This window comes from Streptomyces sp. ALB3 (assembly GCF_044385685.1).
GTDB lineage: Bacteria > Actinomycetota > Actinomycetes > Streptomycetales > Streptomycetaceae > Streptomyces.
Window position 1 is genome coordinate 199,858 of sequence record NZ_JBISCE010000046.1, and the last position, 22,332, is coordinate 222,189.

Genomic DNA, 22,332 nt, shown 5'->3' on the forward strand with positions numbered 1-22,332 from the left:
CTGTGCCCAACTCGCCTGACCTGCGGGGACGGTACCAGTACGCCGGACCGCCGCCGTACGGGCCCGGACGGCGGGCCCGTACGGCGGCGGGGGGTTCAGACCGCCAGCACCTCGGCGAGGATCCGTGCGGCCCGCTCCGCGTCGGCGAAACCGACGTACAACGGGGTGAAACCGAAGCGCAGGATGTCCGGGCGGCGCAGATCGCCGACCACGCCGCGCCCGATGAGCTCACGCATCACCGCCTCCGCGTCGTCACACCGCAGCGAGACCTGGCTGCCGCGCTCCGCGTGGGCGGCCGGGGTGACCGGCGCGACCCGGCCCCCGGGCGCGTAGGCGGCGACGCACTCCAGGAAGAAGTCCGTCAGCGCGAGGGACTTGGCACGTACGGCGTCCACCGACACCCCGTCCCAGACGTCCAGCGCCGCCTCCAGGGCCAGCATGGACAGGATGTCCGGAGTACCGACCCGGCCCCGTACGGAACCGTCCGCCGGGGCGTAGCCGGGGGTCATCGCGAACGGGTCGGCGTGCGAGGTCCACCCCGGCAGGGGCGAGTCGAAAGCCGCCTGATGACGCTCGGCGACGTACAGGTAGGCGGGAGCACCGGGGCCGCCGTTGAGGTACTTGTACGTGCAGCCGACGGCCAGGTCCACGCCGTGCGCGTCGAGACCCACCGGCAGGGCACCGGCACTGTGGCACAGGTCCCAGACCGCGAGCGCGCCCGCCCCGTGCACGGCGGCGGTGAGACCGGGCAGGTCGTGCAGCCTGCCCGAGCGGTAGTCGACGTGGTTCAGCAGGACGGCCGCGGTGCGCGGACCGAGCGCCGCCCGCACGTCGGCCGGAGCGACGGGGACGATGCGGTGGCCCGTCATCCGGGCCGCCGACCCGGCGATGTACCCGTCCGTGGGGAACGTCGTCGCGTCGACGAGGATCTCGTCGCGCCCCTCGCCCGCGAGGCGGGTCGCGGCGACGACGGCCTTGAAGACGTTCACGCTGGTGGAGTCCCCCACCACGATCTGTCCGGCGGCCGCCCCGACCAGCGGGGCGATCCGGTCGCCGATCCGCTCGGGCGCGGTCCACCAGCCGCTCTCGTCCCAGGAGCGGATGCGCAACGCGCCCCACTCACGCGTGATGACGTCCTGCACGCGCGAGGGCACGTGGCGGGGCAGCGCACCCAGCGAGTTGCCGTCGAGGTAGACGGTGTCGTCGAGGACGAAAAGCTCACGCAGCGCGGCCAGTTCGTCGGCGGTGTCGAGCGCCTCGGCGCGCTCCTTGAAGTCAGACATGGCTACGCGCCGTCCACAGCTCGGGGAACACGCTCTTGGTGGCCCGCTTCTCCAGCCACGCGACCCCGGCCGACCCGCCGGTTCCCGTCTTGGACCCCATCGCCCGCCGGGTGGCGGTCAGATGGTCGTTGCGCCATCGCCACACCAGCTCGCCGACGTCGGTCAGCACCTCACCGAGCCGGACCAGCTCGTCGTTCTGGTCGGCGTTGGCGTAGATCTCGGCCCAGACCGCCTCGACGGCGGGTGACGGCTCGTACTTCTGCGACAGGTCCCTCTGCAGCACCGACTGGGGCACGGCGTATCCGCGGCGGGCGAGGAGCGCGAGCGTCTCGTCGTACAGTCCGGGCTCGTGGAGCGCCTTCTCCAGCTCGGCGTGGACCCGGGGCGCGCCCCGGTGCGGCACGAGCATGGAGGCGGACTTGTCGCCCAGCAGGAACTCCATCCGGCGGTACATCGCCGACTGGAATCCGGACCCCTCGCCGAGCGAGCCCCGGTAGGAGTTGAACTGGGCGGGGGTGAGGCCGGCCAGCGGCTTCCAGGAGGCGTTCAGCGCCTCGAGCTCCCGCAGCGAGCGCTTCAGGGCGTCGCGGGCGACCGGTATGCGGTCCTCGCGCAGGGCGTGCGCCGCCGTCTCCCACTCATGGACGATGACCGTGAACCACAGTTCCATGACCTGGGTGGTGACCAGGAAGACCATCTCGCCGGGATCGTCCGAGCGCAGATGCTGGAGGTGGGTCAGGACGTCCGCCTGGACGTAGTCCTCGTACGGAGTCGTTCCCGCGAAGTCGAGGTGCGGGTTCTCCGCACCGGTGGCTTCGGGGTCGGGGTGGTTGGTCGACATTTCTGTCTCCTCGACACGAGCTTCCGGGTAGCGGTCCGCCCCTTCCTCTGAGGTGGTGGAGCTCCGGTCCCCTGCTCGGCATCCTAACGGCCTTCCGCGGAACGCGTCGGGCCCCGCGGGCCGCGGCCCGCGGGGCCCGAAGGCGGCCCGGTCTCAGCCCAGGATGTCGGCGGCGGTCTGCGAGGAGTCGCGCAGGAACGACGAGCAGCGCTCGTACTCCTCCTGCTCACCGATCGCCTGAGCGGCGCGCGCGAGGGCGTGCAGGGCCCGCAGGAAACCGCGGTTCGGCTCGTGCTCGAACGGGACGGGGCCGTGGCCCTTCCAGCCCGCGCGGCGCAGGGCGTCGAGGCCGCGGTGGTAGCCGGTGCGCGCGTACGCGTACGACTCGACGACCCGGCCGCCCTCGTACGCCTCGTCGGCGAGCTGCGCCCAGGCCAGCGAGGACGTGGGGTACTTCGCCGCGACATCGGCGGGCGCGGTGCCGCTCGCGAGCAGCTCGCGCGGCTCCGGGTCGTCGGGCAGATGGGTCGGGGCAGGGCCCCCGAGAAGGTTCTCGTGGATGGACATGGTTCAAGTGTGCCTGGGGCGGGGGTCCGGCTCCAATGGCGGGGCCGTGACCCCGCAGTGCACCGAGCACTCCGGACGGCGCTCCGGCCGGGACTCGGCAGGCTTCCGTACGGCCCACCAGGCGATCACGGAGCCCGCCACCAGCAGACCGGCGCACATCGGCATGGCGCGCCGGAACGTCGAGGCGAACTCCCCCGCCTCGCGGTACGCCTCAGGGCCCATGCCGGCCAGCAGGGGGAGCGCGGCCACCGCGAGCAGTCCGGCGGCACGAGCGGCCGCGTTGTTGATGCCGCTGGCGAGACCGGCCCGGCCTGTCTCCACGGCGGCCAGCACGGTCGCCGTGAGGGGCGCCACGAGGGTGACCATGCCGAGGCCCAGCACCAGTACGGCGGGAAGGACGTCCAGCGGGTAGGAGGCGCCGGGGCCGACCCGCAGCATCAGCAGCATCCCGGCGGCGGCCAGCAGCGGGCCGACGGTGAGCGGGACACGGGGCCCGATGCGCCGGCCCAGGTCGCCCGCCGACGCGGAGAAGAGCAGCATGAGCACTGTCGTCGGCAGGAGCGCGGTGCCCGCGCCGAGCGCCGAGTAACCCGCGACCACCTGGAGCTGGATCGCGGACAGGAAGAAGAACCCGCCCAGTGCCGCGTACACACAGAACGTGACGATGTTGACGGCGGTGAACTGCCGCGACGCGAAGACCGACGGGGGGACCATCGGATCGGCACGGTGCCGCTCCACCCGCACGAAGCCCGCGCCCAGGGCCACACCGCCGAGGGCCGCGCCGATCACCCTCACGGACGCGCCCTGCTCGGGCACCTCGATCAGCGCATAGGTGACCAGCGCGAGCGCGAACGCGGCGAGGGCGGCGCCGAGCACGTCGAACCGGCCGTGGGCGTCCGGGTCCCTGGACTCCGGCACGTGGCGCAGGGCCACGGGGACGCAGACGGCGGCCAGCGGCAGATTGAGCAGGAACACCCACCGCCATCCCGGCCCGTCCACCAGCCACCCGCCGAGGAACGGTCCGACGGCCGCCCCGACCCCACCGAGTCCGGACCAGAGCCCCACCGCACGCGCCCGGTCGTCGGGGTGGAAGCTCGCCTGGATGATCGCGAGCGAGCCGGGCGTGAGCAGCGCGCCCCCTGCCCCCTGCAACGCCCGCGAGGCGACCAGCACCTCGGCGTTCGGGGCGATCCCGCACAGCAGGGAGGCCACGGCGAACCAGACCACGCCGACGACGAAGACCCTCCGCCGCCCGAACCGGTCCCCGAGCGCGCCGCCGAGCAGGATCAGTCCGGCGAGAGTCAGCATGTAGGCGTTGACGGTCCACTGCAGGGCGGCCAGATCGGCGCCGAGATCCTCGCCGATGCGGGGCAGGGCCACGTTGATGACCGTGGAGTCGAGGAGGGCCATGCTGGACCCGAGCACGGTGGTCAGGACCACCCATCGCCCCACGGGTGAGGCAACCCGGATCCCGTCGCCGTCCGCACCCTCCGCGTCAGTCATACGAGCAGCATCTCCGCTGCCGGACCGGGCGGCCATTCATGCCCCCACCCGGCCGCACGCCCGCCCCCGGGCATGGAACGGGCCCGGACCTCCGCGAGGGAGGCCGGGCCCGTCCGTGCGCCTGTGACGCGGTTACTTCAGCTTGGTGCCGGAGGAGCGCAGGTTGACGCAGGCCTCGGTGACGCGCGCGGCCATGCCCGCCTCGGCGGACTTGCCCCAGCTGCGCGGGTCGTAGACCTTCTTGTTGCCGACCTCGCCGTCGACCTTCAGCACGCCGTCGTAGTTGCGGAACACGTGGTCCACGATCGGGCGGGTGAAGGCGTACTGGGTGTCGGTGTCGAGGTTCATCTTCACGACGCCGTTCTCCAGCGCGGTGGCGATCTCCTCGGCCGTCGAGCCCGACCCGCCGTGGAAGACGAAGTCGAACGGCTGGCTGCCTGCGGGCTTGCCGTACGTGGTGGCGACACCCTGCTGGAGGTCCTTGAGGAGCTCGGGGCGCAGGACGACATTGCCCGGCTTGTAGACGCCGTGGACGTTGCCGAAGGACGCTGCCAGCAGGTAGCGGCCCTTCTCGCCCAGGCCGAGCGCCTCGGCCGTACGCAGCGCGTCGTCGACGGTCGTGTACAGCTCGTCGTTGATCTCGTGCGTGACGCCGTCCTCCTCACCGCCGGTCGGGGTGATCTCGACCTCAAGGATGATCTTGGCGGCGGCGGCCTTGGCCAGCAGCTCCTGGCCGATGGCGAGGTTGTCGGCGAGGGTCTCGGCCGATCCGTCCCACATGTGCGACTGGAACAGCGGGTTGAGGCCCTTGGCGACGCGCTCCGCGGAGACGTCGAGCAGCGGACGTACGTAACCGTCCAGCTTGTCCTTGGGGCAGTGGTCGGTGTGCAGCGCGACCGTGACGTCGTACTTGGCGGCGACGATGTGCGCGAACTCGGCCAGGGCGACGGCGCCCGTCACCATGTCCTTGTTGTGCTGGCCGCCCAGGAATTCGGCACCACCGGTGGAGATCTGGACGATGCCGTCGCTCTCCGCCTCCGCGAAGCCGCGCAGTGCAGCGTGCAGGGTCTGGGTCGACGTCACATTGATGGCCGGGTAGGCGAACTTGCCTGCCTTCGCCCGGTCGAGCATCTCGGCGTAGACCTCGGGGGTTGCGATGGGCATCTGTCCGCTCCTTGGGATGTGCGGGTGTGCAGTGCTTGGTCCCTGACCTGGGGGCGACGTCATCGTCGCCCTTATCATCCCAGACTCTCGCTTCGGCTCCGCGCTGCCCGTCGGGTACCGCTCCCTGTTTCACGTGAAACAGGGAGCGGTAACGTGAAATCCCAGGTCAGGACAGGTCGAGGTCCGCCACCGAGTAGACGTGGACGTACGGCAGTCCGGCCTCCGCGATCGCCGGGGCGGCGCCGCGCTCCACGATCACGGCGACGGCCACGACCTCACCGCCGGCCTCGCGCACCGCCTCGACCGCGGTCAGCGGCGAACCACCGGTCGTCGAGGTGTCCTCGACGACGAGGCAGCGGCGGCCCTTGACGTCCGTGCCCTCGATGCGGCGCTGCATCCCGTGCGCCTTCTGCGCCTTACGGACGACGAACGCGTCCAGGCTCTTCCCGCGTGCCGCCGAGGCGTGCAGCATCGACGTGGCCACCGGGTCGGCGCCCAGGGTCAGTCCGCCGACGCAGTCGTAGTCCAGCTCGGCGGTCGCGTCGAGCATCGCCCGGCCGACCAGTGGCGCGGCCTTGCCGTCCAGCGTGATGCGGCGAAGGTCGATGTACCAGTCGGCTTCCAGACCCGAGGAGAGGGTCACTTTGCCGTGTACCACGGCCTTGTCCTTGATCTGCTGGAGCAGCTCAGCGCGTAGGTCAGTCATGTCAACGAGGGTAAGGGCTGGTGCGGGAGGTCAGAGCCGTACCCAGCTCCAGGTCGTCGTGATCTCCAGGGGCTCGATCGGGGTGACGAGCCGGGGGGCCGTGTTCAGCCCGTTCGGGGGCCCGGACTGCGGCTCCACACAGACCGCCTCCGCCTGCTCGTCGTAGATCACCACCCACTCGTCCCTGCTCCTGACGGTCAGATCCAGCTGTCCGGGCCAGGTGAGCCGCACGTCGACGCCCGCGGGCATCCCGAAGCAGTCGTCCCAGGGGCCGGGGAGAGGATCGATCCGGCGCCCGGTCGGCAGGTGGTCGTCACCCCGCTCCTCCTGCCATTCCGCGTCGAAGGCGATGCGCACGTCCTGGCCACCGAGGTTCCTGAGGAACCAGGGATGCCACCCGGCCTGGGCGGGGAAGGAGTCGCCGTACGTCTCGATGCCGAGGCTCAGCGTCAGGGATTCCTCGGTCAGCTCGAAGGACTGCGTCACCCGGCCCTCGTACGGCCACGGGTCGGCCAGATCGTAGAAGAAGGCCGCTTCCGCGTCGCCATGGCGGGCCTGCTTCCAGGCGGTGTCGCGGCCGGTGCCGTGGATGGCGTGGGGCGGCGAGTTCAGCGGCATCCGATGGAGCTCGCCACCGTTGCGGAACAGGCCGTTCTCGGTGCGGCCGCACCACGGCACCATGGGGAAGCAGCCGTACCGCTCGCCCTGGCGCAGCAGTTCGGTGCCCCCGATCGACAGGCTGCTGATCCGGCAGCCGTTCACGGGGTCAACGGTCAATTCGACGGCGCCGGCGGTCAGCCGTGCGTTCTTCACAACTCTGCTCACCCCCCGACACTACTGGCGGGGCGGCTGCTCACGGCCTCCTTCGCCGCAGAGCCCTGCCGACCACCACGGCCGAGGCGATCACCAGAGCGGCTGCGGGGGCGGCCCAGCGCAGCGTGATGCCCGCGGCGCCCGCCTCGGGCGACGGCACGGGGGCGTACCGGCCGCGCGGCGGGGCGTGGTCGACCTCCTCCGTGCTGCGACCGATCATGGTGCGGCGGGCGTGCGCGGCTTCGGCGGGCGGCTCGTCCGGCACGGTGAACTCCATTTCCGCGGAGGGGTCGAGTGAAGGGGGAGGCACCGGCCCGTCGAACACGGAGTTCGTGTCGTCCGACGGGAGCTCGGCAGACCCCTCGGAGAACGGCGACTCGGGTGACGGCGACTCGGTGGACGGTGACTCGGGCGAGGGCGACTCGGTGGGCCGGGTATCCGACGCCGGTCCCGCCTCCGGGGACGGCTCCTGTCCGGACGCCGGCTCCGGGGAGTGCGGCTCCGCGGCCGGAGGCCCCGAGGACGACGCCGGCTCCGGCTCCGCGGCCGGCCCGTCGGGCCCCGTCGCCCCGCCACGCGCCGCCAGCGACTCCGTCACCAGCTGCTGCGTAAAACGGTCCAGCAACCGCTGCGCCGCAGCGAGCGCCGCGGAGGCGTCCAGGTCCACGATGCGCCCGTCGCCGCTCGCCGTGCCGCTGAACCGGATCGTCGTCCCGCCGTCCGTCTCCGTGAGTCCGACGGTCAGTGCCAGCTTCGCCGACCCCGCGCCCCGGGCCTCGGACCCCTCCCCGGACACCGAGAAGGAACCCCCGCCGGAGGGCCGCAGCGTCAGTGCCCCGCGGTACGTGATCGTGTGGCCGTCGGCCCGGAATCTCAGCCGGCCCGCCAACGGCCCCGCCGACGCGTCGGCATCCCGCTGGAGTCCCGGCACACACCGCGCGACGCGGGCGGGATCACCCAGCGTCTCCCGCAGGGACGGAACCGGAACCGGAACGAACACCTCATGCTCCATACCGCCCGAGCCTACTCAGCCCCGGCCGTCCCGTCAGCGCTTCCACCCCCGGGCCGGGCGGACCGCGCCCCGCGGTCGCGCTCATGGCTCCTCCCGGTACCGCGGGTGGACCAGTGTCGACGGCAGCACACCGCGCGCCGGTACCCGCTCCGCCGCCCGCCGTCCGGACAGCAGCTCCCGCTCCCCCAGCGTCCGCAGGGGCGGCGCGCCCGGGTCCATGCCGATCCGCCCCACCGCCTGCCGGGCGGCCAGCACGAATCCCCAGTCCCGCGGTGCCCCCGCCACGGGCCCACCCGTGCGCCCCTCCACCCGGTAGGTCCGGGCCGCCAGACCACCCGCCCGCACCGACGCCTCCACCGTCCGGAACGTCGTCGGCCGGGTGCTCGGCGGCCCTGCGTGCACCACCAGCCGCCCGTCCGGCTCCAGAACCCCGGCGACCAGCCCGTAGAACTCGGCGGCGTAGAGCTTGGTGCTGGCCGAGATCCCCGGGTCGGGGAGGTCCGAGATCACCACGTCGAAGCGGACGCGCGCGGCACGCAGCCAGGCGAAGGCGTCCCCGGTGACCGCGGTCAGCCGGGGGTCGTCGTACGCGTGCGCGTTCAACTCGGAGAGCGCCGGGTCCGTGCGGGCCAAGCGGGTGACCACCGGATCGAGCTCCACCACCACGACCGACGTGACATCCGGATAGCGCAGCACCTCGCGGGCGGCCAGGCCGTCGCCCCCGCCCAGGATCAGCACCCGCCCGTGCGCCCCGTTCATGGCCGGGTGCACGAGTGCCTCGTGGTAGCGGTGCTCGTCCCGGGAGCTGACCCGGAGCCGGCCGCCCAGGTACAGCTGGAGCGCACCACGGCCCGGACCGGTGAGGACGACCTCCTGGACCTCGGTCTGCACGGCGACCCGTACCTCGTCCCCGTACACCGCGCGCCGCGCCGCGCGCTCGAAGTCGTCGACGAGGACGGAGGCCGTGGCCAGCAGGGCGATCACCGCGCCGTTGACCACGATCAGCAGCCGGCGGGAGCGCGGGCTGAGATCGCGTCGGAACACCCACAGCACCAGCGCCCCGCCCACCGCCGCGTTGACCGCACCGGTGAACAGGGCCCCGGTCAGCTGGCCCATCGTCGGCAGCAGCAGGAACGGGAAGGCCAGCCCCCCGACGAGCGCGCCGACGTAGTCGGCGGCGAAGAGGTCCGCGACCGCCCCGCCCGCGTCCTGCCGGTCGACCCGCTGGATCAGCGTCATCAGCAGCGGGATCTCCGCGCCGATCAGGATCCCGATCGCGAGCGAGAAGCCGACCAGCGCGTGACGCGACTCCCCGAGCCAGGCGAAGGACGCGTACAGGACGAGCGCCGAGGTGCCTCCGACGAGCGCGAGCGCGGCCTCGATCAGCCCGAACCCCACGGCCGCGCGACTGCGTAAACGTTTCGCGAGCAGCGACCCGATCCCCATCGCGAACACCATCACGGACAGCACGACCGATGCCTGCGTGACGGAGTCACCGACGAGGTAGGAGGCCAGCGCGACCAGTTCCAGCTCGTAGACAAGACCGCACGCGGCGCAGACGAAGACCACGGCCAGAACGAGGAACCGGCCGGTCCTCGGCCTCACGGGTAGCCGCGCCGCGCCCCCTCGCAGCCGCGTCTGCTGGTCGATCATGAAACGAACGCTACGTGACGGGACGAGCGCCGCCTGTCACCCACAAGGGTGCAAGTGACGCACGCCCGCCCCCGGCGCGCCGCCCCGGACAGGCCCGCGCACCCCCCTCACGCCACTGCCGCCGGCACCCGCGCCCCCACCCGTGTCCTGGTCACCACCAGCTGCCCCTCCTGGGGGTACGCGTGCCAGGTCCGCCAGCGCACCTGGCCCTCCGCCCGCTGGGCGAGCATCGCGGTGAAGGCGTAGGGGCTGCCGGGAAACGTCCCCGCCAGGCCGTGCGGATGGTCGGCGACCAGCGCCAGCAACTCCTGTGCGCGCCCCGCGAACGAGCCTTCCGAGAGCGTCTCGACGCGGGCCGCGAACTCGTAGTCCCAGTCACCCAGGCTCTCGGCGACACCCAGCGGCAGCGGCGTGCTGCTGCCCGGAAGGCAGGCGACGGTCTCGGAGCACGTGCGGCGCTCCTCCTCCAACAGGACCTGATGAGAGGCGCCGAGCAGCCGCAACTGCACTTTCGCGCCCGCTAGTTCGAGGTTGAGGACGGCGAGGGCGGGCAGCGGCTCCCGCCCGAGGGTCCATGCCAGATCAGCGGCTCGGGTGTCGGAATAGGCGGTCTGAAGGGTCGTGAGCATGGATCGGCTCCGCAGGACACACAGGGACACGTGGACAGGAGGTACCCCCGTGCGGCGCACGTGGGGGAGGGGGAGCCCGATCCGGCCCAACTGGGGCCCGGGGGCTGAATGTTCTCTACATCGATGCAATCACGAAGTACGTCGCGCTCACAGCGCTTTTACCCAACTTGCCGTGGTTTCCATCCCTCAGGGGACAGGACGGTTCACCTGTTCCCCGTGACCCCAACAAAAAGGCGCCCGGGGGGAGTTCACTCCCACCGGACACCTCTGACCCACTCGTCCCGCACGGAGCGGTGGACCCGTCTCAGTTACCGCCGCCACCGCCACCACCGCAGCTGCTGCTGCCGCCGCCGCAGGAATGCCCGCCGGAGTCACCACCGCCGCTGTCGCCGGCCCACCAGCTGCCCCCGCCCCCGCCGCCGCCGCTGTCCGAGCCACGGCGCCCGGCGCGTCCGGACGGGGCCCTCCTGCGGCCCCCCGATCCCATGGCCAGCGCGGCGATCCCCACCACCACGATCACCAGGAACACGATGAAGACGAACAACTCCATCGACCTCACATCCTTCTCTCCCCCGAAGCGAGGTCCCCGCTTCTCGGCTGACCGTGGGATTCCCGAGCCGCGCCGGGCCCAAAGCAGACTTGAGCCAATCCAGAGGTTCGGCACAGGATGGCGCCCATGACACAGGGACGACCGCTGCTCAACCGCCGCCTCACCGAGTTCGGCACGACGATCTTCGCGGAGATGACGGCGCTCGCCGTGCGGACCGGATCGATCAACCTCGGCCAGGGATTCCCCGACACCGACGGCCCCGGGGAGATCCTGGAGGCCGCGGTCCGGGCCCTTCGCGCGGGCCACGGCAACCAGTACCCGCCGGGCCCCGGCATCCCCGAGCTGCGCTCCGCCGTCGCGGAGCACCAGCGGCGGCACTACGGCCTGGAGTACGACCCCGACGCCGAGGTCCTGGTCACCACGGGCGCCACGGAGGCGATCGCCGCCTCCCTGCTGGCCCTCCTGGAGCCCGGCGACGAGGTCATCGCCCTGGAGCCGTACTACGACTCGTACGCCGCCTGCATCGCCATGGCGGGCGGCACCCGCGTCCCCGTCACGCTCCGCCCCCACGAGGGCGCCTACCGGCTGGACCTGGACGAGCTGCGCGCCGCCGTCACCCCCCGCACCCGGCTGATCCTCCTCAACACGCCGCACAACCCGACCGGGACCGTCCTGACCCGGGACGAACTCGCGGCCGTCGCCGCGCTCGCCTGCGAGCGGGATCTCCTGGTGGTCACCGACGAGGTCTACGAACACCTCGTGTTCGAGGGCGAGCACATCCCCCTCGCCTCGTTCCCCGGCATGCGGGAGCGCACGGTCACCGTGAGCAGTGCGGGAAAGACGTTCTCACTGACGGGCTGGAAGATCGGGTGGATCACCACGAGCCCGGAGCTGGTCACCGCGGTCCGCTCCGCGAAGCAGTTCCTGACGTACGTCTCGGGCGGCCCCCTCCAGTACGCGGTCGCCGAGGCGCTGCGCCTGCCCGACAGCTATTTCGAGGAACTGCGCGCGGACATGAGGGCCAAGCGGGACCTGCTCAGCACCGGTCTCGCGGAGGCCGGCTTCGAGGTCTACCGACCCGCCGGGACGTACTTCGTCACCACCGACATCCGCCCGCTCGGCGGCGGGCCCGACGGCTTCGCCTTCTGCCGTGCGCTCCCCGGCCGCTGCGGGGTCGTCGCCGTCCCGAACGCGGTCTTCTACGACCACCGGGAGCAGGGCGCGCCCTTCGTGCGCTTCGCCTTCTGCAAGCGTACGGACGTGCTCACCGAGGCGGTCACCCGGCTGAAGACCCTCCGGGTGTCCTGACCTCCGGCGGCCGGGCCGGAGGACCGGTCAGGCCGCCGCGGACAGGAGTGGCCCGGACTCCCCCTCGCACACGGGAGCCGCACAGGAGAGGCCCGGCCGGGGCGCGGGCCGTGTGCCTGCCGCGCTCCTGACCGGGCCTCTGCCGTTCGTCCGCCGGGTCAGGCCTCCGTGGGCTCCTCGCCCTCGGGCTTCTTCTCCGCGGGCTCCAGGCCCAGGCGCTCCACGAGCCACTTGTCGAACTCGATCGAGGCCCGCACCCAGCTGACCGTCGAGGAGACGAAGTGCTCCAGGCTGACGCCGGTGCCGATGAGCATCTGCGCCTCACCGACCAGCCGCACGGAGGCCGCGGTGCCCTCCTCGCCCTCGTGGGCGTGCGTGTAGACCTTGGGCCACAGGGTGCGGCGGTTCCAGTCGTCGATCGCCTCGAGCAGGACGGCGCGCTGGTCCAGGGCGTGGGGACGGTCGTAGAAGGTGCGGACCGAGAAGACCTGCTGCTCCTCCTCGCCGCGGAACATGAAGTACGTCCGGAAGTCTTCCCACGGCGCGGCGAGGTCGCCCTCGTCGTCGACGACGAACTTCAGCTCCATCTGCTCGAGAAGCTGCTTGACGAGGTCCTGGTCGGGGACCACGGGGCCCTCGGGTCCGGCCGCCTGCGGTTCGGGCTGGCCCCCGAAGTTGGGGATCGAGGACGGGTCGATAGACATCGCTGGGTACTCCTGTGGATCGCACGTGGTTTCCTGGCTTCGACCCTAGCCGCGATCGCGGCCGGTAGTCCTACGCGCTCAGGGGAATCGTCCCCCCTCTCCTCCCTCCGGCCCGCGCCCAGGAAACCGCGACCAGGACGGCGCAGAGCGTGCCGAGGAGGCCCGCACCGCCGATCGTCCGGGCCGTGGAACCGGACAGCTCCGCCGCCAGACCGCCCGCCGCGACACCGATCCCCTGCATGGCGGTCAGCCCCGACCTGGCGAGTCCCAGTACCTGGCCGCGCTGATCGGCAGGGGTGAGCAGGACGAAGGTCGCCCCCGCGGTGATCTGGTAGGCCGAGCAGACCCCCGACACCAGCAGGACCAGCAGGGCCACCCCGACGCCGGGTCCGGCCCAGTAGACGACGAGCGGAAGGTTCGCGCCCACGGCCAGCGGTCCGAGCAGCCGCCGGCGCCGCTCGGCACCGAAGCCCGCACGCCCGAAGAGAGCCGCCCCCAGGACCATCCCGGCGGGATGCGCGGCGAGCAGGAGTCCCACCGCCGCGGCGCTCGCGCCGGCCTCCTCGGCGAAGGGCGCCGCGAGGCCCTCCGGCAGCATGATGAACCCCGCCAGCCAGCCGAGCGCGACCAGCGACCGCAGCCGGGGGTCCGACCAGATCAGTGCGGCCGCCCTGCCCACCTGGGTGCGTACCCGCTTCGGCCGCGCGTCGGTGCCCGGGTCCACGGGCCGCGCCTTGACGCCGACTCCGATCAGGACGGCGGAGATCAGGAACGTCGCCGCGTTCAGCCCCAGCGCGAGGTGGCTGCCCAGCCACACGACGAGCACGCCACCGACGGCGAACCCGATCAGCTGTCCGGCCTGGTGGGTGATCAGCATGACCCGCTGCCCCCGTTCGTACAGGCGCTCGCCCAGGACGGCGGGCATGAGGGCACCCTGCGACGCCCCGAACGGCGACTCGGCGAGCTGTGCCAGCACCAGCAGCCCGGCCAGCAGCGGCAGGGGTGTTCCGGGCAGGGCCATCAGTCCGACGAGGACCGCACGCACCAGGTCGCACCCGATCATGACCGTACGGCGGGGAAAGCGGTCGGCGAGACCGGAGAGGAGCACCCCGGACACCAGGGCGGGCAGAGTCGTCAGCGCGTAGGTCGCCGCGGTCCAGCCGGCCGAATCGGTGCGTTCGAACACCAGCAGCGACAGCGCGACCCGGGCCAACTGGTCACCCAGGACCGACTGAGCAAAAGCCACCCACAATGTGCGAAATTCGCTCAGACGAATGAGACTGCCGCTTGTTCCGTCCTTCGGCTCCGCACTCGCCTCGCCGGGTATCCGCTCCGTCATGCGCGTACCCTACCGGTTTCCGAATTCGCCGCAGACGCTGCTGCCGCAAAAGGAAAAGGCCCCGGAGTGTCCCGGTATTGACGGGGAACGCGATCACTCGGAGCACCCCTCGCACCGATGGGGACCGAGGGTGCGGATATGTATCGGCGCGGTACAAAAAAAGGCGGTCAGGACGTCGTCACATCCGTTGTTCAGCCACGGAATGCGAATTTTCGGCTCGATTTCGAGGGCAGCCCGCTCGAGCCTTATGTGTCGGATGCACCCGCCGTCCCGGAAGGAACCGCCCGCACGGGTCCCCGGCCGGGAGACCACCTCTCCCGGCCGGGGACCCGGGCACCCGCTACAGCGTCTTCGCCGCGGCGGCGGTCCCCACGATCAGCCCGTCCCCGGCCCGGTCCACCCGGACCGTGTCGCCGTCCTTGACCTCGCCCGCGAGGATCTCCTTCGCCAGCCGGTCCCCGATGGCGGTCTGGATGAGCCGGCGCAGGGGCCGCGCGCCGTACGCCGGGTCGTTGCCCTCCACGGCCAGCCAGGCCAGCGCCCCGGGGGTGACGTCGAGGTGGATGCGCCGGTCGGCCAGCCGCTTGGCCAGGCGCTCCACCTGGAGACCCGCGATGTGGGCCAGCTCGTCGCCGGACAGGGCGGAGAAGACGACCAGGTCGTCGAGCCGGTTGAGGAACTCCGGCTTGAACGACGCCCGTACGACCTCCAGGACCTGTTCCTTCTTCACCTCGGGTTCCGTCAGGGGATCGATCAGGAACTGGCTGCCGAGGTTCGACGTGAGGATCAGGATGGTGTTGCGGAAGTCCACCGTCCTGCCCTGCCCGTCGGTGAGCCGGCCGTCGTCGAGCACCTGGAGCAGGATGTCGAAGACCTCGGGGTGGGCCTTCTCGACCTCGTCCAGCAGCACCACGCTGTACGGGCGGCGGCGGACCGCCTCCGTGAGCTGGCCGCCCTCCTCGTAGCCGACATAGCCGGGCGGGGCACCGACGAGGCGGGCGACGCTGTGCTTCTCGCTGTACTCGCTCATGTCGATGCGGACCATGGCCCGCTCGTCGTCGAACAGGAAATCGGCGAGCGCCTTCGCCAGCTCCGTCTTGCCGACCCCGGTCGGACCGAGGAAGAGGAACGAGCCGGTGGGCCGGTCGGGGTCGGCGATCCCCGCGCGCGTGCGGCGTACGGCGTCGGACACGGAGCGCACGGCCTCGGCCTGGCCGATCAGCCGCCTGCCCAGCTCGGACTCCATCCGCAGGAGCTTCTGGGTCTCGCCCTCCAGGAGGCGTCCGGCCGGGATACCGGTCCATGCTCCGACGACGTCGGCGATGTCGTCCGGGCCGACCTCCTCCTTCACCATGGTGTCCTTGGAGGCTTCCTGCTCGGCCTCGTCGGCCTCCGCCAGCTCCCGCTCCAGGCCGGGGATCTCCCCGTACAGCAGCTTGGAGGCGGTGTCGAAGTCACCGTCGCGCTGGGCGCGCTCCGCCTGGCCGCGCAGCTCGTCGAGGCGCTCCTTGAGCTCACCGACGCGGTTCAGGCCCTGCTTCTCCTTCTCCCAGCGGGCGGTGAGACCGCGCAGCTCCTCCTCCTTGTCGGCGAGGTCGCGGCGGATCTTTTCCAGGCGCTGCTTGGAGCCCTCGTCGGTCTCGTTCTTGAGCGCCAGCTCCTCCATGTGCAGCCGGTCGACGGAGCGCTGGAGCTCGTCGATCTCCAGGGGCGAGGAGTCGATCTCCATGCGGAGCCGGGAGGCCGCCTCGTCGACGAGGTCGATGGCCTTGTCGGGGAGGAAGCGGGAGGTGATGTAGCGGTCGGAGAGGGTCGCTGCGGCCACCAGCGAGGAGTCGGCGATCTGGACCTTGTGGTGTGCCTCGTAGCGCCCCTTGAGGCCACGCAGGATCGCGATGGTGTCCTCGACCGACGGCTCGGCGACCAGGACCTGCTGGAAGCGGCGCTCCAGCGCGGGGTCCTTCTCGATGCGCTCGCGGTACTCGTCCAGGGTGGTGGCACCGACCATGCGGAGCTCACCCCGGGCGAGCATCGGCTTGAGCATGTTGCCCGCGTCCATCGCGGAGTCGCCGCCGGCGCCCGCGCCGACGACGGTGTGCAGCTCGTCGATGAAGGTGATGATCTGGCCGTCGCTCTCCTTGATCTCGGAGAGGACGGTCTTCAGGCGTTCCTCGAACTCACCTCGGTACTTGGCGCCGGCGACCATCGCTCCGAGGTCCAGGGAGACGAGCCGCTTGTTCCGCAGCGACTCGGGGACGTCACCCTTGACGATGCGCTGGGCGAGCCCTTCGACCACGGCCGTCTTGCCGACACCGGGCTCGCCGATGAGCACGGGGTTGTTCTTCGTACGGCGCGACAGCACCTGCACGACACGGCGGATCTCCTGGTCACGGCCGATGACCGGGTCCAGCTTGCCCTCGCGGGCGGCGGCCGTGAAGTCCGTACCGAACTTCTCCAGCGCCTTGTACTGCCCTTCGGGGTCGGGAGTGGTCACCCGGCGCCCTCCCCTGCTCTTCTCGAACGCGTCCAGCAGCTTCTTCGCACTGGCTCCCTGCCCGTCGAGGATCTCACCGGCACGGCCGCCCTTCGCCGCGACGGCGATGAGCAGGTGCTCGGTCGAGAGGTAGTCGTCGCCGAGCTCCTTGGCCCGCTGGTCGGCGTCGGCGATGACGGCGAGCAGTTCGCGGTTGGGCTGCGGGGGTGCCACCGTCGACCCGGTGACACTGGGCAGGGAGCCGAGGAGCCGTTCGGTCTCCGTGCGCACGGCCACCTGGTCGGCCTCGACGGCGGCCAGCAGATCGATGATGTTCGCGTTGTCCTCGCCCGCGAGCAGCGCAAGCAGCAGGTGCCCGGGGGTCAGATCGGGGTGTCCGTCCTTCACGGCCCTGCTGGTGGCCGCGTTGAGGGCGTCCCGGCTCTTGTTGGTCAGCTCGGCGTCCACGGGCGCTGTCTCCTCCTCGTGTCTGGTGCTTCGGGACTATGACTCGAACAACGGGTACAAAGTTGAGTCTATTCCACTCAAGGGGGTTTCGGCGCCTCCCCCGGCCGTCCGCCGCCCCAGGTCTCTAGGCTGGACCCATGCCTGACGTACGCAACCCCGGCCCCGAGTACCTCGCCTTCTGGCGGGAACGCCACGTGTGCACCCTGACCACGCTCCGTCCGGACGGCACGCCCCACGTGGTGCCCGTCGGCGTGACGTACGACCCCGGGACACGGCTCGCCCGCGTCATCACCGGCAGGAACACGAGGAAGGCCGCCCATGTCCTGGCGGCGGGCCCGGAGGGGGCACGGGTCGCGGTCTGTCAGATGCAGGGGCGCCGCTGGGCGACCCTGGAGGGCAGGGCCGTCGTCCGCGCGGAGCCCGAGGAGGTCGAGGACGCGGTGCGCCGCTACGCGGAGCGCTACGAGCGCACCCCTCGGCACAATCCGGAGCGGATCGTCATCGAGATCGCCGTCGACAGGGCTCTCGGAAACGCCTGAGGGCTATCCCGCAATTCCTGATGCCCCATAATGCCTGATGCCGTCGCGCGCGCCCGTCGGGGACGACGGAAAGTCTCCAGGAATGCGGAATTGATTCCGGACAGCACAACGGCGCCATCGTGTTCAGGTCACGATGGCGCCGCTGTGTGGGGGAAGTGCCGGAACGATATGGAACGACGGGGGAATCGTTCAGGCACTGCGGGGGGTGGCGGAAATGGCTTCTTGGTCGAACAGCTCATGGTCGCGCTGATCGAGATTTACGAAAATCATGCCGTACCTCACGGCACAGCGAACCGGTTGCGGTGCTCCGCGCGGCCGGCGAAGACAGCGATAGGCACGGATGTCGTCATCCGTTTCCATCACGACGACGACGGGCTCTCCGAACAGGGTGACCATCAACGAATCGCCCTGGCGGGTGAGTGCCGTGAGCAGATCGATGAAGTGCCACCCTGAGCGGTAGGCAGTGGCCATCTCCCGCCGGAAGGTGCGGTCGTCCGGAGGGGTGGTCATGCGCTCGCTGCGCCCGTCGGAGCACTCCAGCTGATTTCGTCCCCAGCCTTCGTGGGCATACCCCAGCTGATCTCGCCCGGCGCATCTGCCGCCCGCACGGACCAGCTGATCTCACCCGCCCCCGCCGCCTGCTCCGACCAGCTGATCTCACCGGGCCCGGATGCGCTGCCGGCCACGCCGCCCGCCACGCCAAAGGCCAGGGCCGCGGCGAAAGCGGCAGCAAGCACCGAGCGAAGCTTTCGCTTATCCATAGTCGGCTTCGTCCTCACTTGTGGATTCCTCTCCCCCGCATCCACGACGATGTCTCACCCAGGCCACACAACGCCACCGGGACGATGCATCATGTTCCTGCATGTTCAGGAACCTGGGGGGTGGAGATATGACCACAAGCGGCACAACTGGGACACATCCTCACGGGGTCACCGACCTATGCGACGACGGAAAGCGCCTGTACGCCAGTGCGCTGCGTTCCGGCCGTATTTCCCGCGCCGAGGTGGGCCCGGCCCCCTGCCTGATGGACTTCGCCCTCCTGCATCCGGACCCGGACGACACGACCTGGCTCAGGCCCGTCCCTCCGTCCGCTGCGCTGGCCCAGCGACTGCACCCGATCGAACGGGAGATCAAGGAGCGCAGGAGGCGCTCCGTGGAGCTGGCGGAGTCGTTCGAGCCGTTCATGGACATCAGTGCCCAGGACCCGCCGACCACCCACGCCATCACCGTGCTGGAGGGCGGCAACAGGATCAACGCCGCGCTCGATCTCGCCACCGCCGAGTGCCACACGGAGGTGCTCACCGTCCAGCCGGGCGGGGACCGGGGCGAGGACCGTCTCAGTGAGGGCCTGGAACGCGCCCTGTCGGTGGTCGACCGGGGCGTCAGCATGCGCACGCTGTACCAGCACACCGTCAGGCACAGCCAGGGCACACTCGCTTACGCCGCGCGCCTGGCCAACGACAAGGTGGAGATCCGCACCCTGGAGGAGCTCATCGAACGCCTCCTCGTCTTCGACCGGACCGTGGCCTTCATACCCGCCCAGAACGACGACCAGGTCGCCCTCGAACTCCGTCACCCGGGGCTCGTCAACTACCTGGTGAAGGTCTTCGAGCAGCTGTGGAGCCGTGCGTCCCCCCTGCTCGGAGAGCTGCAGTACGATCCACCGACCAAGGGCATCAGCGGTGTTCAGCGCTCCATAGCTCAACTCCTGGTCGAAGGGCACGTGGACGACTCGATCGCCCGCCGGCTCGGCATGAACGTGCGTACCTGCCGGGCGCACGTCGCGAAGCTGTCCGCCACCCTCGGCAGCACGAGCCGTGCGCAGCTGGGCTATCTCATCGCACGGTCAGGCATCCTGGACCAGGACTCCTGACCGCACGCCACCCGGAGCGCCGCCGCCCCGGGCCGACGGGTACCACCGCGCAGGCGGAGTGACGGCCACGGCACGTCCGGAACGGACCGGGAGAGCCCCCCGCTCCCTCCCGACAGCTCCACACTCCCCCCGCAGCCGCCCACGCGCCACGGTCATCTTGTTGCAGTGCAGGAAGTGAGGGGTCGTCAAATCACTACCGATGACGCAAACACACAGCATTCGCACGGGCCGAGAGAGCTCTGTGCCACCGGTCTGAGGCTCTACGAGGAAGCAGTCGTCGCGGGACGCATCCCCCGCACCGCTCTCACGGCCGCCCCCTGCCTGGCCGACATGGGCCTTGTCCAGCCCGAGCCGGCCGACTCCGCGTGGATGCGCCCCGTCCCCCCGTCCGCCGCCCTGGCGCACCTGCTCCAGCCGATCACCCGCGAACTCGACGAGCGCGTACAGCTCGCCGCCGCGCTCAGCAGTGCGCTGACCCCCCTGTCGTCCGTCGCCAGCGCCGACCCCGATCTGGCGTTCACGGTCCTGGAGGGGCAACCGGTGATCGAGGCTGCCCTGCGCGACGCGACCTCCGCCGTCACCGAGCAGGTCCTCACGGCCCAGCCGGGCAGCGACCGGCCCCTCAACGGGATGCGGCGGGGTACAGCCAACGCCCTGACGGCGATCGCGCGGGGCGCCCGGCTGCGGCACATCTACCAGCACCCGGCGCGCTACAGCACCACCATCAGGGCCTACCTCGACCAGATACCGTCCGAGAACCTGCAGGTGCGCACCACCGAGCAGACCGTGGAACGGCTGCTCATCTTCGACCGGACCGTCGCGTTCATCCCGGCGGCGCCCGACCGCCGGACAGCCCTGCGCATACGGCACCCCGCCCTGGTCGACTACCTCATACAGGTCTACGAGGTCCTCTGGGCCCAGGCCACACCCTTCGCGCAGCAGCTGCCCGCTCCCACCCCCGGCGCCCAGGTCACGGCCGTCCAGCAGAGCATCGCCCGGCTCCTCGGCGAGGGCCACGTCGACGACGTGGTGGCACGCAAGCTGGGCATCAGCGTCCGGACCTGCCGCTCCCACATCGCCAAGCTCATGCAGACCCTGGGCGCGACGAGCCGGACCCACCTCGGCGTCCTGATCATGCGGTCCGGCATCGTGGACACCACCACGGCCACCGGGAAGGGGCCCGCCCCGGAGTCGTGAGACTCCCGGGCGGGCCCCTTCCGGGCCGGCTCGGTCCGTCGGCCGCCGCCGGCTCAGTCCTTGGGCCTCTTGGGCCGCCAGACCACCAGCGCGCCGGCCTGCTGCACGTCCTGGTACGGCACCAGGTCACGCCGGTAGGAGGCGTGGACCTGGGCCTCGCGCTGCTGCATGGCCACGGCCGCGCCGTCCACCGCCGCCGAGAGCTCGGCGACGCGCTGCTGGAGCGCGGCGACCTGGTTCTCCAGCTCGATGATGCGCTTGATGCCCGCGAGGTTGATGCCCTCGTCCTGGGACAGCTGCTGGACGGTGCGAAGCAGCTCGATGTCACGGGCCGAGTAGCGCCGGCCCCGCCCGGCCGTGCGGTCGGGCGAGACCAGGCCGAGACGGTCGTACTGGCGCAGTGTCTGCGGGTGCAGGCCCGAGAGCTGAGCCGCGATGGAGATCACGTAGACCGGTGACTCGTCGGTCAGCTGGTACGGATTGCGTCGACGGCCGTCCATCTCAAGCTCCCTTCGCGGCCTGGAACAGCTCCGCCCGCGGGTCCTCCCCCGCGGTCGACTTCCGATAGGCCTCCAGCGCGTCCAGAGCGTCCGCGCCGAGGTCCGTGGGGACGGCCACCTCGACGGTGACCAGAAGGTCTCCCCGGGTGCCGTCCTTGCGCACGGCGCCCTTGCCCCGGGCCCGCATCGTACGCCCGTTGGGGGTGCCGGCAGGGAGCTTCAGGGTGACCGGAGGCCCACCCAGCGTGGGTACCTTCACCTCGCCGCCGAGAGCCGCCTCCGGGAAGGTGACGGGCACGGTGACCGTGAGGTTGTCGCCCTTGCGGCCGAAGACCGGGTGGGCGTCGACGTGGACGACGACGTACAGGTCGCCCGCCGGACCACCGCGTTCGCCCGGGCTGCCCTTGCCGCGCAGCCGGATCCGCTGGCCGTCCAGCACCCCCGCGGGGATCCTGACCTGCATCGTGCGGGCCGACTTCGCCCGGCCGCTGCCCTTGCAGACCTCGCAGGGGTCCTGGGCGATGAGGCCCCGGCCCTTGCAGTCCACGCAGGGATCGGTCAGCGAGAACCCGCCGCCGGTGCCGCGCGACACCTGGCCGGTGCCGACGCACGTCGGACAGACCCTCGGGGTGCCGTTCTTGTCACCGGTGCCCGAGCACGCCTTGCAGGGCGACTGGCTGGACATCCGCAGCGGGACCGTGGCCCCGTCGACCGCCTCGGTGAAGCTGAGCGTCACCTCGGACTCGATGTCCTGGCCGCGCCTCGGCTGCACACGTGTGCCCGCACCACCGCGGTTGAACAGTCCGCCGAACACGTCGCCCAGGCCGCCGCCGCCGAAGCCGCCGGCACCCGCGGTCTGGCCACCGCCCGGGGCTCCGCCGAAGAGGTCGCCCAGGTCGAAGTTGAAGTTGCCGCCCGCGCCACCGGGACCCGCCCGGAAGCCCCCGTTGCCGAAGAGGGCGCGCGCCTCGTCGTACTCCTTGCGCTTCTTGGGGTCACCGAGGACGTCGTTCGCCTCGGAGATCTCCTTGAAGCGCGCCTCGGCCGTGGCGTCGCCCTTGTTGGCGTCCGGGTGGTACTCGCGGGCGAGTTTCCGGTAGGCCTTCTTGACCTCGGCGTCGGTGGCGTCCTTGGGGACGCCGAGGACCTTGTAGTAGTCCTTCTCGACGAAGTCCTTCGTGCTCATCGACGTCCCTCCTTCCGGACGATC

The 22,332-nt window shown here is 71.3% G+C and carries 22 protein-coding genes; 4 read left to right on the forward strand and 18 right to left on the reverse strand.

Annotated elements, in window-relative coordinates; genetic code table 11:
- Window positions 1–95: 95 nt before the first annotated feature.
- The 11 genes from kynU to ACHFIV_RS30955 form a co-directional block, all read right to left on the reverse strand.
- Complete coding sequence (kynU, locus tag ACHFIV_RS30905; protein WP_398975849.1) at window positions 96–1,283, reverse strand: kynureninase; 1,188 nt, start codon at window positions 1,281–1,283, stop codon at window positions 96–98.
- Window positions 1,276–2,124, reverse strand: a complete 849-nt coding sequence (locus ACHFIV_RS30910; protein WP_398975851.1) for a tryptophan 2,3-dioxygenase family protein — start codon at window positions 2,122–2,124, stop codon at window positions 1,276–1,278. Before ACHFIV_RS30910 ends, kynU begins: the two co-directional genes overlap by 8 nt.
- A gap of 153 nt (window positions 2,125–2,277) precedes the next feature.
- Window positions 2,278–2,691, reverse strand: a complete 414-nt coding sequence (locus tag ACHFIV_RS30915) for a DUF3151 domain-containing protein (protein WP_033296606.1) — start codon at window positions 2,689–2,691, stop codon at window positions 2,278–2,280.
- 3 nt (window positions 2,692–2,694) lie between these two features.
- Entirely contained in the window at window positions 2,695–4,194 is a 1,500-nt protein-coding gene (locus tag ACHFIV_RS30920; RefSeq protein WP_398975853.1) for an MFS transporter, read from the reverse strand.
- A 132-nt stretch (window positions 4,195–4,326) separates the two neighbouring features.
- The gene (fbaA, locus tag ACHFIV_RS30925; protein ID WP_398975854.1) at window positions 4,327–5,358 is read right to left on the reverse strand and encodes a class II fructose-bisphosphate aldolase; all 1,032 of its coding nucleotides are present in this window, start codon (window positions 5,356–5,358) and stop codon (window positions 4,327–4,329) included.
- 166 nt (window positions 5,359–5,524) lie between these two features.
- Complete coding sequence (gene pyrE / locus ACHFIV_RS30930) at window positions 5,525–6,064, reverse strand: orotate phosphoribosyltransferase (protein WP_398975856.1); 540 nt, start codon at window positions 6,062–6,064, stop codon at window positions 5,525–5,527.
- A gap of 30 nt (window positions 6,065–6,094) precedes the next feature.
- Window positions 6,095–6,889: an aldose epimerase family protein gene (locus ACHFIV_RS30935; protein ID WP_398975858.1), complete on the reverse strand. Its 795-nt coding sequence runs from the start codon at window positions 6,887–6,889 to the stop codon at window positions 6,095–6,097.
- Between the two features lie 28 nt (window positions 6,890–6,917).
- Window positions 6,918–7,889 carry an SRPBCC domain-containing protein gene (locus ACHFIV_RS30940; RefSeq protein ID WP_398975860.1) on the reverse strand — a complete coding sequence of 324 codons (972 nt, stop codon included), beginning with the start codon at window positions 7,887–7,889 and terminating at the stop codon, window positions 6,918–6,920.
- A gap of 81 nt (window positions 7,890–7,970) precedes the next feature.
- A complete protein-coding gene (locus tag ACHFIV_RS30945) occupies window positions 7,971–9,542 on the reverse strand; it encodes a polyamine aminopropyltransferase (protein WP_398975862.1) in 1,572 nt (523 codons plus the stop codon).
- A gap of 107 nt (window positions 9,543–9,649) precedes the next feature.
- Complete coding sequence (locus ACHFIV_RS30950) at window positions 9,650–10,171, reverse strand: DUF2617 family protein (RefSeq protein ID WP_398975864.1); 522 nt, start codon at window positions 10,169–10,171, stop codon at window positions 9,650–9,652.
- A gap of 304 nt (window positions 10,172–10,475) precedes the next feature.
- Window positions 10,476–10,721, reverse strand: coding sequence for a hypothetical protein (locus tag ACHFIV_RS30955; protein WP_398975865.1), 246 nt, complete (start codon window positions 10,719–10,721; stop codon window positions 10,476–10,478).
- Window positions 10,722–10,847: 126 nt separating this feature from the next.
- On the opposite strand from ACHFIV_RS30955, the gene ACHFIV_RS30960 reads away from it, so the two are divergent.
- Entirely contained in the window at window positions 10,848–12,029 is a 1,182-nt protein-coding gene (locus tag ACHFIV_RS30960) for a pyridoxal phosphate-dependent aminotransferase (RefSeq protein WP_398975867.1), read from the forward strand.
- A gap of 158 nt (window positions 12,030–12,187) precedes the next feature.
- On the opposite strand, the gene ACHFIV_RS30965 is transcribed toward ACHFIV_RS30960, so the two are convergent.
- From ACHFIV_RS30965 to clpB, 3 genes are all read right to left on the reverse strand, one after another.
- Window positions 12,188–12,733: a YbjN domain-containing protein gene (locus ACHFIV_RS30965; RefSeq protein ID WP_398975869.1), complete on the reverse strand. Its 546-nt coding sequence runs from the start codon at window positions 12,731–12,733 to the stop codon at window positions 12,188–12,190.
- A gap of 70 nt (window positions 12,734–12,803) precedes the next feature.
- On the reverse strand, window positions 12,804–13,979 hold the full coding sequence (locus ACHFIV_RS30970; RefSeq protein ID WP_398975871.1) for an MFS transporter: 1,176 nt from the start codon (window positions 13,977–13,979) through the stop codon (window positions 12,804–12,806).
- A gap of 433 nt (window positions 13,980–14,412) precedes the next feature.
- Window positions 14,413–17,013, reverse strand: coding sequence for an ATP-dependent chaperone ClpB (clpB, locus tag ACHFIV_RS30975; protein ID WP_398975873.1), 2,601 nt, complete (start codon window positions 17,011–17,013; stop codon window positions 14,413–14,415).
- A 137-nt stretch (window positions 17,014–17,150) separates the two neighbouring features.
- Here clpB and ACHFIV_RS30980 point away from each other — a divergent pair, with 137 nt between their 5' ends.
- Window positions 17,151–17,552, forward strand: a complete 402-nt coding sequence (locus ACHFIV_RS30980; protein ID WP_398975875.1) for a pyridoxamine 5'-phosphate oxidase family protein — start codon at window positions 17,151–17,153, stop codon at window positions 17,550–17,552.
- Between the two features lie 189 nt (window positions 17,553–17,741).
- On the opposite strand, the gene ACHFIV_RS30985 is transcribed toward ACHFIV_RS30980, so the two are convergent.
- Together ACHFIV_RS30985 and ACHFIV_RS30990 are read right to left on the reverse strand one after the other, a co-directional pair.
- Window positions 17,742–18,062 (reverse strand): (2Fe-2S)-binding protein, encoded by a 321-nt coding sequence (locus ACHFIV_RS30985; protein ID WP_398975877.1) that lies wholly within the window; start codon window positions 18,060–18,062, stop codon window positions 17,742–17,744.
- Window positions 18,059–18,313, reverse strand: a complete 255-nt coding sequence (locus tag ACHFIV_RS30990; RefSeq protein WP_398975879.1) for a hypothetical protein — start codon at window positions 18,311–18,313, stop codon at window positions 18,059–18,061. The genes ACHFIV_RS30985 and ACHFIV_RS30990 overlap by 4 nt, the downstream gene beginning before the upstream one ends.
- Window positions 18,314–18,414: 101 nt before the next feature.
- Here ACHFIV_RS30990 and ACHFIV_RS30995 point away from each other — a divergent pair, with 101 nt between their 5' ends.
- Together ACHFIV_RS30995 and ACHFIV_RS31000 are read left to right on the forward strand one after the other, a co-directional pair.
- Window positions 18,415–19,425, forward strand: a complete 1,011-nt coding sequence (locus ACHFIV_RS30995) for a helix-turn-helix transcriptional regulator (protein ID WP_398975881.1) — start codon at window positions 18,415–18,417, stop codon at window positions 19,423–19,425.
- 189 nt (window positions 19,426–19,614) lie between these two features.
- Entirely contained in the window at window positions 19,615–20,622 is a 1,008-nt protein-coding gene (locus ACHFIV_RS31000) for a helix-turn-helix transcriptional regulator (protein ID WP_398976597.1), read from the forward strand.
- A gap of 53 nt (window positions 20,623–20,675) precedes the next feature.
- Here ACHFIV_RS31000 and ACHFIV_RS31005 read toward each other — a convergent pair whose 3' ends face one another.
- Together ACHFIV_RS31005 and dnaJ are read right to left on the reverse strand one after the other, a co-directional pair.
- Window positions 20,676–21,122 (reverse strand): heat shock protein transcriptional repressor HspR, encoded by a 447-nt coding sequence (locus tag ACHFIV_RS31005; protein WP_033296623.1) that lies wholly within the window; start codon window positions 21,120–21,122, stop codon window positions 20,676–20,678.
- Window position 21,123: 1 nt separating this feature from the next.
- Complete coding sequence (gene dnaJ / locus ACHFIV_RS31010) at window positions 21,124–22,308, reverse strand: molecular chaperone DnaJ (RefSeq protein WP_398975883.1); 1,185 nt, start codon at window positions 22,306–22,308, stop codon at window positions 21,124–21,126.
- Window positions 22,309–22,332: the final 24 nt, after the last annotated feature.